Origin of the sequence: Streptomyces brasiliensis (assembly GCF_014647875.1) — a bacterium.
In the GTDB taxonomy this organism is placed as follows: domain Bacteria; phylum Actinomycetota; class Actinomycetes; order Streptomycetales; family Streptomycetaceae; genus Streptomyces; species Streptomyces brasiliensis.
The window spans coordinates 1-13,107 of sequence record NZ_BMQA01000020.1; the positions used below are offsets into that span (position 1 = coordinate 1).

Annotated in this window: 10 protein-coding genes; 4 read left to right on the forward strand and 6 right to left on the reverse strand. The window is 70.0% G+C overall.

Translation table 11 applies throughout. From position 1 onward, the window contains the following. From IEZ19_RS26600 to glgB, 4 genes are all read left to right on the forward strand, one after another. On the forward strand, positions 1 to 1,231 hold a 1,231-nt coding region (locus tag IEZ19_RS26600; protein ID WP_506005004.1), incomplete at its 5' end, for an alpha-amylase family protein. After that, complete coding sequence (gene treS / locus IEZ19_RS26605) at positions 1,228 to 2,928, forward strand: maltose alpha-D-glucosyltransferase (protein WP_189313829.1); 1,701 nt, start codon at positions 1,228 to 1,230, stop codon at positions 2,926 to 2,928. The genes IEZ19_RS26600 and treS, both read left to right, overlap by 4 nt. A 92-nt stretch (positions 2,929 to 3,020) precedes the next feature. Continuing rightward, positions 3,021 to 4,460: a maltokinase N-terminal cap-like domain-containing protein gene (locus IEZ19_RS26610; RefSeq protein ID WP_189313830.1), complete on the forward strand. Its 1,440-nt coding sequence runs from the start codon at positions 3,021 to 3,023 to the stop codon at positions 4,458 to 4,460. Continuing rightward, positions 4,457 to 7,024, forward strand: a complete 2,568-nt coding sequence (gene glgB / locus IEZ19_RS26615; RefSeq protein WP_189313831.1) for a 1,4-alpha-glucan branching enzyme — start codon at positions 4,457 to 4,459, stop codon at positions 7,022 to 7,024. The genes IEZ19_RS26610 and glgB overlap by 4 nt, the downstream gene beginning before the upstream one ends. Here the strand turns inward: glgB and IEZ19_RS26620 are convergent. The 6 genes from IEZ19_RS26620 to IEZ19_RS26645 all read right to left on the reverse strand — a co-directional run bounded on the left by IEZ19_RS26620 (position 6,999) and on the right by IEZ19_RS26645 (position 13,063). Beyond that, positions 6,999 to 9,239, reverse strand: coding sequence for a HelD family protein (locus IEZ19_RS26620; protein WP_189313832.1), 2,241 nt, complete (start codon positions 9,237 to 9,239; stop codon positions 6,999 to 7,001). The genes glgB and IEZ19_RS26620 overlap by 26 nt on opposite strands. Before the next feature lie 168 nt (positions 9,240 to 9,407). Further along, entirely contained in the window at positions 9,408 to 9,740 is a 333-nt protein-coding gene (locus tag IEZ19_RS26625; RefSeq protein WP_308429010.1) for a thioredoxin family protein, read from the reverse strand. After that, the gene (locus tag IEZ19_RS26630; protein WP_189313833.1) at positions 9,737 to 10,165 is read right to left on the reverse strand and encodes a MerR family transcriptional regulator; all 429 of its coding nucleotides are present in this window, start codon (positions 10,163 to 10,165) and stop codon (positions 9,737 to 9,739) included. The genes IEZ19_RS26625 and IEZ19_RS26630 overlap by 4 nt, the downstream gene beginning before the upstream one ends. Before the next feature lie 163 nt (positions 10,166 to 10,328). Next, entirely contained in the window at positions 10,329 to 11,093 is a 765-nt protein-coding gene (locus IEZ19_RS26635; RefSeq protein ID WP_189313834.1) for a DUF2127 domain-containing protein, read from the reverse strand. 104 nt (positions 11,094 to 11,197) lie between these two features. Further along, positions 11,198 to 11,371 carry a hypothetical protein gene (locus IEZ19_RS26640; RefSeq protein ID WP_189313835.1) on the reverse strand — a complete coding sequence of 58 codons (174 nt, stop codon included), beginning with the start codon at positions 11,369 to 11,371 and terminating at the stop codon, positions 11,198 to 11,200. A 291-nt stretch (positions 11,372 to 11,662) separates the two neighbouring features. Then, positions 11,663 to 13,063, reverse strand: coding sequence for a cation:dicarboxylate symporter family transporter (locus tag IEZ19_RS26645; RefSeq protein ID WP_189313943.1), 1,401 nt, complete (start codon positions 13,061 to 13,063; stop codon positions 11,663 to 11,665). Between the last annotated feature and the right edge of the window lie 44 nt (positions 13,064 to 13,107).

A 13,107-nucleotide genomic window follows, 5' to 3' on the forward strand; every position in this document is an offset into this window, starting at 1 on the left:
CAACAACACCCTGGACCCCCGCCCCGACGACGTCGGCGTCCCCTGGGCCATCGGCTCCCCCGAAGGCGGCCACGACACCATCCACCCCGCCCTCGGCACCCTCGACGACTTCGACCACTTCGTGGGCCGGGCACGGGAATCGGGCCTGGAGGTGGCCCTCGACCTCGCCCTGCAGTGCTCCCCGGACCACCCCTGGGTGCACAAGCACCCCGAGTGGTTCCACCACCGCCCCGACGGCACCATCGCCTACGCCGAGAACCCGCCGAAGAAGTACCAGGACATCTACCCCATCGCCTTCGACGCCGACATGGACGGCCTCATCACCGAGACGGTGCGGGTGCTGCGGCACTGGATGGCCCACGGCGTGCGGATCTTCCGCGTCGACAACCCCCACACCAAACCGGTCGTCTTCTGGGAACGGGTGATCGGCGAGATCAACCACACCGACCCCGACGTGATCTTCCTCGCCGAGGCGTTCACCCGGCCGGCGATGATGCACACCCTGGCCCAGATCGGCTTCCAGCAGTCGTACACGTACTTCACCTGGCGCACCACCAAGCAGGAACTCACCGATTACCTGACCGAGCTGTCCGGCGACGCGGCCGCCTACATGCGGCCCAACTTCTTCGCCAACACCCCCGACATCCTGCACGCCTACCTCCAGCACGGCGGCCGCCCGGCCTTCGAGGTGCGTGCCGTGCTGGCCGCCACCCTCTCGCCGGCCTGGGGCATCTACAGCGGCTACGAGCTGTGCGAGAACACCCCGCTGAAGGAGGGCAGCGAGGAGTACCTGGACTCGGAGAAGTACCAGCTCAAACCCCGCGACTGGGACGCCGCCGCCCGCGACGGACACACCATCGCCCCCCTCATCACCCGCCTCAACACCATCCGACGGGGCAGCCCGGCCCTCCGGCAGCTGCGCGATCTCCACTTCCACCACGCCGACAAGGAAGAGGTGATCGTCTACAGCAAGCGGAGTGGATCGAACACGGTTCTGGTGGTCGCCAACCTCGACCCTCACCACACCCAGGAGGCCACGGTCTCGTTGGACATGCCGCAACTCGGCCTGAGCTGGCACGAGTCGGTGCCGGTGCGCGACGAGCTCACCGGCGAGACCTATCACTGGGGCAGGGCCAACTATGTGCGACTCGAACCGGGGCACCGCCCTGCGCACATCCTCACCGTCCTGCGACCGTCCACCCCGCAGATCGGAGGGTCACCCATACAATGATCGTCAACGAGCCCGTCCCAGACACCTTCGAGGACACTCCCGCCAAGGACCGCGACCCGGAGTGGTTCAAACGCGCCGTCTTCTACGAGGTCCTGGTCCGCTCCTTCCAGGACAGCAACGGTGACGGCATCGGCGACCTCAAGGGTCTGACCGCCAAGCTGGACTATCTCCAGTGGCTCGGCGTCGACTGCCTCTGGCTGCCACCGTTCTTCAAGTCGCCCCTTCGGGACGGCGGTTACGACGTCTCCGATTACACCGCCGTGCTGCCCGACTTCGGCGACCTGGCCGACTTCGTCGAGTTCGTCGACGCCGCCCACCAGCGGGGCATGCGCGTCATCATCGACTTCGTCATGAACCACACCAGCGACCAGCACCCGTGGTTCCAGGAATCGCGCCGTGACCCCGAGGGGCCGTACGGCGACTACTACGTCTGGGCCGACGACGACAAGCAGTTCCAGGACGCCCGGATCATCTTCGTGGACACCGAGGCGTCGAACTGGACGTACGACCCGGTCCGCAAGCAGTACTACTGGCACCGCTTCTTCTCGCACCAGCCGGACCTCAACTACGAGAACCCGGCCGTTCAGGAGGAGATGATCTCCGCGCTGCGGTTCTGGCTCGACCTGGGCATCGACGGCTTCCGCCTCGACGCGGTGCCGTACCTGTACCAGCAGGAGGGCACCAACTGCGAGAACCTGCCCGCGACCCACGAGTTCCTGAAGCGGGTGCGGAAGGAGATCGACGCGCAGTACCCGGACACCGTGCTGCTCGCCGAGGCGAACCAGTGGCCGGAGGACGTCGTCGACTACTTCGGCGACTACCGGTCCGGCGGCGACGAATGCCACATGGCGTTCCACTTCCCCGTCATGCCGCGCATCTTCATGGCCGTACGACGGGAGTCCCGCTACCCGGTCTCCGAGATCCTCGCCAAGACCCCCGCCATCCCCACCAACTGCCAGTGGGGCATCTTCCTGCGCAACCACGACGAGCTGACCCTCGAGATGGTCACCGACGAGGAACGCGACTACATGTGGGCCGAATACGCCAAGGACCCGCGTATGCGCGCCAACATCGGCATCCGCCGCCGGCTCGCACCCCTCCTCGACAACGACCGCAACCAGATCGAACTGTTCACCGCCCTCCTGCTGTCCCTGCCCGGCTCGCCGATCCTCTACTACGGCGACGAGATCGGCATGGGCGACAACATCTGGCTCGGCGACCGCGACGCCGTCCGCACCCCCATGCAGTGGACACCCGACCGCAACGCGGGCTTCTCGTCCTGTGACCCCGGACGCCTCTACCTGCCGACCATCATGGACCCGGTCTACGGCTACCAGGTCACCAACGTCGAAGCCTCCATGTCCTCCCCGTCCTCCCTGCTCCACTGGACCCGCCGCATGATCGAGATCCGCAAGCAGAACCCTGCCTTCGGACTGGGGTCCTACGACGAGCTGCAGTCCTCGAACCCGGCGGTGATCGCCTTCCTGCGCGAGTACCAGGACGACCTGGTGCTGTGCGTCCACAACTTCTCCCGGTTCGCACAGCCGACGGAGCTGGACCTGCGGTCGTTCCACGGCCGGCACCCGGTGGAGCTGTTCGGCGGGGTGCGCTTCCCGGCGATCGGCGAGCTGCCGTACCTGCTGACGCTGGCCGGCCACGGCTTCTACTGGTTCAGGCTCCGCAAGGAAGTCGCCTAGCAGTACCCCGAGTCCCGGGGGGGCGGTTTCCCCCGCCCCACCCGGGGCACCCATCAGTCACACCCCGAGGACCGGGGAAAGGACGTGGCGCCATGGCGGAAACGGTCACACCTTCCGGCACGACTACTCCCGGCTCCCTCCTCGCCTCCCTCGATCCGCTGCTGCGCGAGTGGCTGCCGAGGCAGCGCTGGTTCGCCGGCAAGGGGCGTCCGGTGACCGGGTTCTCGCCGGTCGCGGCCACCGAGCTGCTGCCCTCCGACGGCAAACTGGGCCTGCACCATCTGCTGGTCCGCGCCCATCAGCCGCCCGTCCTGGGCGCACCGGCCCAGCCGGGCGACTGCTACCAGCTCCTCATAGGCGTGCGTGAGGCGCTGCCGCCCCGGCTCGCGCCCGCGCTGATCGGCCATGTGACCGGTGGCCCGCTCGCCGGACACACCGTCTACGACGCCCTGTACGACCCCCGGCCCGCCGAGGTGATCCTGGAGGCGCTGCGCGCCCGGGCCCGCATCGGCGGGCTGCGCTTCGAACGGGACCCCGGCCAGGAGATCGGGGACGGTCTCGTCGCCCGCCTGCTGACCGCCGAGCAGTCCAACTCCTCGGTCGTCTACGGAGATACATTCATCCTGAAGCTGCTCCGCCGGGTCGTGCCCGGCGTCAATCCCGACCTGGAGCTTCCGCTGGCCCTGGCCCGCGAGGGCTGCGCCCGGGTGCCGGCGCCGACGGCCTGGCTGCGGGCCGACGTCGCCGGTGACGCCTATGTGCTGGCCGTCCTGCAACCCTTCGTGCAGGGCGCGTCGGACGGCTGGGAGCTGGCGCTGCGGGAGCTGGCCAAGGGCGAGGACTTCGCCGCCGAGGCACGGGCGCTGGGCCGGGCCACGGCCGAGGTCCATCTGGCCCTCGCCCGCGCGCTGCCCACGGTCACCCTGGGCCACGGCCCGCTGCGGAACCTGGTCGACGGCATGGTCGAGCGGCTGACGGCGGCGGCGCAGGCGGTGCCCGCGCTGCGCCCGTACGAGGCCGGGCTGCGCTCCGCCTACCGGGCACTGGACGAGCTGGCCGCCGAGGGCCGCACCTGGACCGCGCAGCGCGTCCACGGCGATCTGCACCTCGGCCAGTGCCTGCGCTCGCCGTCCGGGGGTACCGCCCACGCGTCCAGCAGTGGAGGAGCCTGGTCGTTGATCGACTTCGAGGGCGAACCGGCACGTCCGCTGTCCGAGCGGCGCATGCCGCAGCCACCGGTCCGGGACATCGCCGGAATGCTGCGCTCCTTCGACTACGCCGCGCACTCGGTGACGCCGCCGGCGCCGGGCTGGGCGGCCGCGTGCCGGGACGCGTACTGCTCCGGGTACGCCGAGGCCGCCGGGAGCGATCCGCGGACCGACCCCGTGCTGCTGCGGGCCTACGAGACCGACAAGGCGGTCTACGAGGTCGTCTACGAGGCCCGCCACCGCCCCGACTGGCTCCCGGTCCCCCTGTCCGCCGTACGCCGTCTCGCCACCACCTCACCCTCGCCGAGGAGGCCCCGCCCGTGACCCCCCGCCCCCCGTCCCACGGTCCGGATCCGAAGCAGCCGGAAACGGAAGTGGAGAACAGCGCCACCGAGAAGAGCGCCACCGAGAAGAGCGAGAAGAAGGCTCCGGCGAAGAAGAAGGCCGCGAAGAAGGCGACTGCCGTGCCGAAGCAGGCCGCAGCGAAGAAGACGGCGGCCAAGAAGGCGGCCGTGCCGAAGCAGGCCGCCACCTCACGGAAGTCCGCGGCGAAGAAGACCACGGCCAGGAAGACCGCCGCGAAGACGACGACACCGAGGACCACCGCCTCCAGGACCGCGACGCCGAAGGTCGCCGCTCCACGGAAGTCCGCGGCGAAGAAGGCATCCCCGGTGAAGGCCGCGGCCCCCCTGGAGGTCGCCGTCTCCCCCGCCCTGGATGCCGGTGACCGTGAGCGGTTCCTCGGCGGTACGCATCACGATCCGCACGCGGTGCTGGGCGCGCACCTGGTGCCCGGCGGCGTCGCCTTCCGGACCTTCCGGCCGTACGCGCGGTCGGTCACCGTGGTGTCGGGCGCCCTGCGCGCCGAACTGCACGACGACGGCGACGGTTTCTTCTCCGGGCTGCTGCCGCTGCGCGAGGTCCCCGGGTACCGGCTGCTGGTGGCGTACGACGAGACGGTCCTGGAGACCGAGGACGCGTACCGCTTCCTGCCCACGCTCGGCGAGCTCGACCTGCATCTGATCGGCGAGGGCCGGCACGAGCAGCTGTGGGAGGCGCTCGGCGCGCATCCCACGACGCACCAGGGTGTGACCGGCACCCGCTTCGCCGTGTGGGCGCCGAACGCGCGGGGCGTGCGGCTCGCCGGCGGCTTCAACTTCTGGGACGGCACGGGCCATCCGCTGCGCTCGCTCGGCTCGTCCGGTGTCTGGGAGCTGTTCGTGCCCGGACTCGGCGAGGGCGAGCTGTACAAGTTCGAGATCACCCGCCCGGACGGCTCCCGCACGCTGCGTGCCGACCCGCTGGCCCGCCGTACGGAGGTCCCGCCGAACACGTCCTCGATCGTGACCGCGTCGCACTACGAGTGGGGCGACGCGGAGTGGCTGGCGCACCGCGCGGACACGCCGGTGCACGAGGCGCCGTTCTCGGTGTACGAGGTCCATCTCCCCTCCTGGCGCAATGGGCTGACGTACCATCGGCTGGCGGAGCAGCTTCCCGCGTACGTCAAGGACCTCGGCTTCACGCACGTCGAGCTGATGCCGGTCGCCGAGCACCCGTTCGGCGGCTCCTGGGGCTACCAGGTCACCGGCTTCTACGCGCCGACGGCCCGCCTCGGCACCCCGGACGACTTCAGGTACCTGGTCGATGCCCTGCACCGGGCCGGGATCGGTGTGCTGATGGACTGGGTGCCGGCCCATTTCCCGCGTGACGACTGGGCGTTGGCCGAGTTCGACGGGCGCCCGCTGTACGAGCACGAGGACCCGCTGCGGGCGGCGCACCCCGACTGGGGCACCCTCGAGTTCGACTTCGGGCGGCGCGAGGTGCGCAACTTCCTCGTGGCGAACGCCGTGTACTGGTGCGAGGAGTTCCACATCGACGGCCTGCGGGTCGACGCGGTCGCCTCCATGCTCTACCTCGACTACTCGCGCGAACCGGGCCAGTGGACCCCGAACGAGCACGGCGGGCGGGCGAACCTGGACGCGGTGGCCTTCCTCCAGGAGATGAACGCGACGGTCTACCGGCGGGCACCGGGCGTGGTGACCATCGCCGAGGAGTCGACCGCCTGGGACGGTGTCACACGCCCGACGCACCACCGGGGCCCGAGCGGCTTCGGCGGCCTCGGCTTCGGGCTGAAGTGGAACATGGGCTGGATGCACGACTCGCTGGAGTACATGCAGCACGAGCCGGTGCACCGCAAGTACCACCACCACGAGATGACGTTCTCGATGGTGTACGCGTACAGCGAGAACTACGTCCTGCCGATCTCGCACGACGAGGTCGTGCACGGCAAGCGGTCGCTGGTGTCCAAGATGCCCGGCGACTGGTGGCAGCGGCGCGCGAACCACCGTGCCTACCTGGGCTTCATGTGGGCGCACCCGGGCAAGCAGCTCCTTTTCATGGGCCAGGAGTTCGCCCAGGGCGCGGAGTGGTCGGAGGTGCACGGCCCCGACTGGTGGCTGCTCGACCCGGCGTACGGTGCCGAGGCCGACCACCGGGGCGTGCGCGACCTGGTCCGCGACCTGAACGCGGTGTACCGCGCCGCCCCGGCGCTCTGGCAGCGCGACACCGACCCGTCGGGCTTCCAGTGGATCGTGGGCGACGCGGCCGACGACAACGTCCTCGCGTTCCTGCGCTTCGACGCCGAGGGCAACCCGCTGCTCGCGGTCTCCCACTTCTCCCCGGTGGTCCGTCACGACTACCGCCTGGGCGTCCCCGACGACATTCCGGCCTGGCACGAGACCCTGAACACGGACGCGTCCCGCTACGGAGGCAGCGACGTCACGAACCCCGACCCGATCAAACCGGAACCGGCGGCATGGCACGGCCGCCCGGCGAGCATCAGGCTGACGCTGCCACCGCTGGCTACGGTGTGGCTGCGGCCCGCTTGAGTCCCTCGGGCAGCTCACCCGTGTACAGCACCCCGAGCCGCTGCGTGGCCCGGGTCAGGGCGACGTACAGGTCGCTGGTGCCGTAGGCGCCCGGTTCCACCACCAGCACCGAGTCGAATTCGAGCCCCTTGGCCTGCCGTGGATCGAGCAGGACCACGGTCCGCGTCAGGTCGGGTTCGGCACCCGCCGTCACCCCGTCGAGCCGCGCGGCCAGCGCCCGGTGCAGGTCGCGTGGGGCGATCACCGCGAGCCGGCCCTCGGCGGGGGTGAGTTCGGCGACGGCCTTGCCGACCGCGCCGGGCAGGTCGTCGGCCGCCTGCCGCACCCAGGGCCGTACCCCTGTCGAACGGACCGAACTCGGCGGTTCGAAGCCGGGGTTCTCGGCGCGGACCACGGCCGCGGCGAGGTCCATGATCTCGGACGGGGTGCGGTAGTTGACGCCGAGGCGGGTGTGCTCCCAGCGGTCCTCGACGTACGGCTCGAGGATGCCGGACCAGGAGCCGACGCCGGCCGCCTCCGCCGTCTGCGCGGGGTCGCCGACCAGGGTCATGGACCGGGTGGGGCTGCGCCGCATGAGCAGCCGCCAGGCCATCGGCGACAACTCCTGCGCCTCGTCGACGATGATGTGCCCGAACGCCCAGGTCCGGTCGGCCGCCGCGCGCTCGGCGGCGCTGCGGAAGTCCTCCTCCTCGTGCCGCTCGGCGAACCGCTCGGCGTCGATGATGTGGTGCGCGGACAGCACCTCGGAGGCCTCCGGGTCGTCTTCCTCCTTGTCGTCGAACTCGAAGGTCCGGGAGGCGTACGACACGTCGAGGACGCCCTGTGCGTAGGCGATCTGTGTCTCCCGCTCGCGATCCGCGCGCGCCCGCGCCACCCGTTCGTCCACGCCGAGCAGTTCGGCCGCCTCGTCGAGGAGCGGCACGTCCGCCACGGTCCACCGGCGGGTCACCGGGCGCCGGATCGCGGCCGCGTCCTCGTCGCTGACGTACCCCTCGGGGTCGGCGAGGAAGTCCGCGACCAGCCGCTGCGGGGTCAGCCGCGGCCACAACTCGTCGATCGCCGACCAGACTTCGTGGTTCTCGGCGAGTTCGTCGCGGATCTGTGTGATGTCACTGGCGTCGAGCAGGTTGGAGCCGTCGTAGGGGTCGGTGCCGATGCGTTCGGCGACCATGTCGGTGAGCGTGTTGAGGATGTGGCCCTCGAAGTGCTCGCGGGCCACGTTGTGCGGCAGCTGTGCCGCGCGGGTGCGCTCGCGGGCGACGTTCACCAGGTCGTCGTCGAGCATCAGGACCTCGCGGTCGTGCTCGATGGCGATGACGGGGTCGGGCAGCGACTGCCGGTCGCGTACGACCTCGGCGAGCACGTCGGCCATGTCGGCGCGGCCCTTGACGGCGGACGCCTCGCGGGTGTCGGCCGCGGTGGCCTTCACGCCGGGGAACAGTTCCCCGACCGTCGCCAGGAGCACGCCCGTCTCGCCGAGCGAGGGCAGCACCTCGCCGATGTAGCCGAGGAAGGCGGGGTTGGGGCCGACGATGAGGACGGCGCGCTTGGCGAGCAGTTCACGGTGTTCGTAGAGGAGGTAGGCGGCCCGGTGCAGGGCGACCGCCGTCTTGCCGGTGCCGGGGCCGCCCTCGACCACCAGCACGCCGCGGTACGGGGCCCGGATGATCTCGTCCTGCTCGGCCTGGATGGTCTGCACGATGTCGCTCATGCGACCGGTGCGCGCGGTGTTGAGGGCGGCGAGCAGCACGGCGTCCCCGGAGGGGTCCTCGTGGCCGGTGCGGGTGGCGTCGCCGAGGTCGAGGATCTCGTCGTGCAGGGAGGTGACCCGACGTCCCTCGGTGGCGATGTGCCGCCGGCGTCTGAGCCCCATCGGGGTGTGGCCGGTGGCCAGATAGAAGGGGCGGGCGACGTCGGCGCGCCAGTCGATGAGGACCGGGGTGCGCTCGGCGTCGTCGCCGCGCAGCCCGATGCGGCCGATGTGGTGCCTGTTTCCGGACGCCAGGTCGATGCGGCCGAAGCAGAGCGAGCCGTCCACGGTGTTCAGCGCGGCAAGCAGACCCGAGCGCTCGGCGACCAGGATGTCGCGTTCGAGGCGGGCCTGCATGGGCTTGTCACCCTGCGCGAGCGCGTCCGCCACGGACGTCTCGGTGTCGCCGCGCAGCGCGTCAACGCGCGCATACAGCCCGTCGATGAATTCCTGTTCGTGGTGCAATTCATCGTCTGGAAAGGGGTGGTTTGACAATTCCGCTCCCGCCCGGATATACTCTGCTCATTGAACTTCTTCGTGACCACGTCGACTTGAAGTCGCGAAACAACAAATATACGCAAAGAAATCCCCCGGGCGCAATTGCCCGGGGGATTTCTTTCGTAGCGGCGGGGATTACAGCACGTCGGAGAGTTCCTCCAGCAGCCGCCGCTTGGGCCGCGCCCCGACCATCGCCTTCACCGGCTCACCCGCGCGGAACACCATGAACGTCGGCATCGACAGCACCTTGTACGCATTGGTGGTCAGTGGATTGGTGTCCACGTCCAGCTGTACGACCTTCAGCCGGTCGCCCTCCTCCGCGGCGAGGGCGCTGAGCACCGGTCCCATCTGCCGGCACGGCGGGCACCAGTCGGCGGTGAACTCCACCAGGACGGGCAGAGCGGAGTCGATCACCTCCGTCGCGAAGTCCCCGTCGGTCACCTCGGTCACTCCGGCCGCCTTGATCATCGTTCGTGCCCTCCCAGTTCGCACGTGGGCTCCGGGCCCCCCGGAACCTGCGCCTCGGCGGCCAGCTCGTCCCGGGCCCGCTCGGCCCGCTCCAGCTGACCGGCGACCTTGGCGCGCACGTCCCGCAGCTCGCCGATCAGCGCGTCGAGCTCGTCGAGCTTGCGCCTGTAGACCGCGAGCGAGGCGGGGCACGCGTCGCCCTCCGGGTGCCCGGCGCGCAGGCACTCCACGAAGGGCCGCGTCTCCTCCAGGTCGAACCCGAAGTCCTGCAGCGTCCTGATCTGCCGCAGCAGCTTCAGGTCCCGCTCGTCGTACGCACGGTGCCCGTGCGTGTCCCGCCGTGCGGGCAGCAGTCCCCGCGTCTCGTAGTAGCGCAGCGTGCGCGTCGTGGTCCCGGCCCGTGCGGCCAGCTCGCCGATTCGCATGGACACGACGGTAGGCGTTGACGTCGGCGTCAAGGCAAGGCGCGTCAGCGGGCCGGGCAGGCCGGGGTTGTGGGTTCCATGGTCCGTAACGGCCTCGGCGCCCCCGGCATCCGCCACACCCTCCACGCGGCCGAACCTCGCCCGGAGACCCCGGGCGAGTCGATCAGACCTTCACTCCGGCCGACTCCTCGACTTCCAGCAACGAGGCGCTGTGGCGCTCCTCGTCGAAGGCCCTCCGTCCGCCGCGCAGGCCGAACAGGCGCTTGGCGAGGGCGATGTAGAGGACGGCGAGGATGTTGAGGACGAGCGTGGCGATCTTCAGCCAGCTGACGTGCTCGGTGAGTTCGTAGATCTCCAGCGGCAGGAAGGCGGCGGTGGCGACCACCGTCAGATACTCGGCCCAGCGCTTGGCGTACCAGAGGCCCACCGCCTCGACCAGTTCGACCAGCGCGTACGCCAGCAGCACGGCCGCCACCAGCAGCAGCGTGGAGTGCTTGTAGCCGAAGGCCTTCTGGATGGAGCCGACGACCGGCGAGTGGTCGAGGTCGTAGTGGAAGTGGCGGAAGACCGGGCGGAAGACGTCCAGGTTCTCGTTGAAGAGGCGGCGCACCGCGTCCTGGCTGTTGCTGAACTTCCACACCGCCACCGCGACCAGCACGATGAACACCCCGCGCACGGCCCGCTCGATCGCCAGGAACCGCAGGATGAACAGGTCCCGCAGCACCTTTCCGCGCGGCACCAGCGGCGCGTCGGCGGCCGGCCCCGAGCCGTGCGGCTCGCCGAGCACGAAGTCGCCGCAGCGCAGACACCGCCAGACCTCCCCCAGCGCGGTCTCGGCGTGCAGCCGCACCCGCAGCCGCGGGTCGTCGGGCGCGTACGTCACATGACCCTTGCGCGCGCAGGTGCGCCGGTCCCAGTCGATCTTCATCCCCCGTGCCTCCACGCAAGAACAGACGACACACACGAACGTGCCGTTCCGGTCGGTCCGGCACGGGCACGCTAGTGGATGCGGGTGAGAGTCCGTCGAGAAGGTCAGCGCACCCCGCCGGCCACGGGCTCCTTCTCCTCGGCCGGCTTCTCCGCGGCGGCGGCCTCGCGACGCGGCAGCAGCAGCGCCACCAGGGCCACGGCGCCGGAGAGGGCGGAGCCGACCGCGTCGGCCGTCTGCCGGGCCCCGGAGGCGAGCCGACCGGCCTGCTCCGTCAACCGCGCTGCCCGCTGCGGATCGCTCGCCTGCGCCGCCTGCCCCGCGACCGTCCTGCCCTTGTCGCCGATGCCCTGCGCAGCAGCGAGCCGAGGAGGCGGGCGTACCCGTCCCCCCAGGCCACCGAGCTGGAGGCGAAACTCGGCAACCGAACCGGCCGTCCGTCCCCGGTTCAGGCGGGACGGACGGCCGGTTCCATTGCGAGGGTTGAGGAGGCGCAGCCCCCTCAGGGGCGGGCGGCTGTGTCGATATGCGGCTCCACGGCCGCCGGACGACACAGCTCCCCACTGTGACTAGGCCTTGGCCAACTCCCCGCGCTGCTCGGGAACCTCGGCCCCGGCACCCTCGTCGAGCAACGTGGTCTCGTCGAACGGCATTTCACCCGCGAGCACCTGCTTGACCCGCTCGGAGTCAATTTCCTTGGTCCACGTCCCGATCAGCACCGTGGCAACGGCGTTACCCGCGAAGTTGGTCAGAGCGCGCGCCTCACTCATGAACCGGTCGATACCCACGATCAGCCCGACGCCGTCGACCAGCGCCGGCTTGTGCGACTGGAGACCGCCGGCCAGGGTGGCGAGACCCGCCCCGCTGACACCCGCCGCACCCTTCGACGCCAGCAGCAGGAACAGCAGCAGCGGAATCTGCTCACCGATCGACATCGGCGTACCCAGCGCGTCCGCGATGTACAGCGACGCCATGGTCATGTAGATCATCGTGCCGTCGAGGTTGAAGGAGTACCCCGTCGGCACCGTGATGCCGACCACCGGCTTGCTGACACCCAGGTGCTCCATCTTCGCGATGAGCCGCGGCAGCGCGGACTCGGAGGAGGAGGTGGACAGGATCAGCAGGAACTCCCGCGCCAGGTACTTGAACAGCGAGAACACGTTGACACCGGAGATCACCCGCAGCAGCGCGCCCAGCACGATGAAGACGAACAGCACACAGGTGATGTAGAAGCCGAGCATCAGCACGGCGAGGCTCTTGAGCGCGTCCAGGCCGGCCGAACCGACCACCGCGGCGATGGCGCCGAACGCACCGATCGGTGCCGCCCACATCACCATGCTCAGGATGCGGAAGACGAGCCGCTGGATGTGCTCGATGCCGCGCAGCACCGGCTGACCGGCGGAACCCATCGCCTGCAGCGCGAACCCGGCAAGCAGCGCGATCAGCAGCGTCTGCAGGACCTGGCCCTCGGTGAAGGCGGAGACAAAGGTCACAGGGATGATCGAGAGCACGAACTCGACCGGCGGCAGCGCGTCGCTGGACACCTGGGCGTGTCCGGTCTCCTTGAGCGCGTCGGTGAGGTGAAGGCCGTCACCGGGGTGCAGGACGTTGCCGACGACCAGGCCGATGGCGAGCGCGACGAGGGACATCACCAGGAAGTAGCCGAGGGCGATACCGCCGACGGCGCCGACCTTGGCGGCCTTCCGCACCGAGCCGATGCCGAGGACGATCGTGCAGAAGATGATCGGCGAGATCATCATCTTGATCAGGTTCACGAAACCCGTGCCGAGCGGCTTGAGCTCGACTCCCGCGTCGGGCCAGATGAGGCCCACGGCGATGCCGAGCGCGACCGCGGCGATGACCGCAATGTAGAGATAGTGGGTGCGGTCCCGCTTCACAGCGGGTGCGGCAGGTGCCGTATCGGGGGAACTGGCGGCCACGGCTGCCCTCCTTGACGTCTTTGTCGGCATCACCGGCGTGCGGCTCACGTCCGGGGGTTATGAGGAATGCCGTG

What these genes read in the sequence shown, in the direction of transcription:
- IEZ19_RS26610 (WP_189313830.1), top strand. Translation starts at nt 3,021, where the DNA reads ATGGCGGAAACGGTCACACCTTCCGGCACGACTACTCCCGGCTCCCTC.
- IEZ19_RS26635 (WP_189313834.1), bottom strand. Translation starts at nt 11,093, where the DNA reads ATGAAGATCGACTGGGACCGGCGCACCTGCGCGCGCAAGGGTCATGTG.
- IEZ19_RS26625 (WP_308429010.1), bottom strand. Translation starts at nt 9,740, where the DNA reads ATGATCAAGGCGGCCGGAGTGACCGAGGTGACCGACGGGGACTTCGCG.
- treS (WP_189313829.1), top strand. Translation starts at nt 1,228, where the DNA reads ATGATCGTCAACGAGCCCGTCCCAGACACCTTCGAGGACACTCCCGCC.
- IEZ19_RS26630 (WP_189313833.1), bottom strand. Translation starts at nt 10,165, where the DNA reads ATGCGAATCGGCGAGCTGGCCGCACGGGCCGGGACCACGACGCGCACG.
- IEZ19_RS26645 (WP_189313943.1), bottom strand. Translation starts at nt 13,063, where the DNA reads ATGCCGACAAAGACGTCAAGGAGGGCAGCCGTGGCCGCCAGTTCCCCC.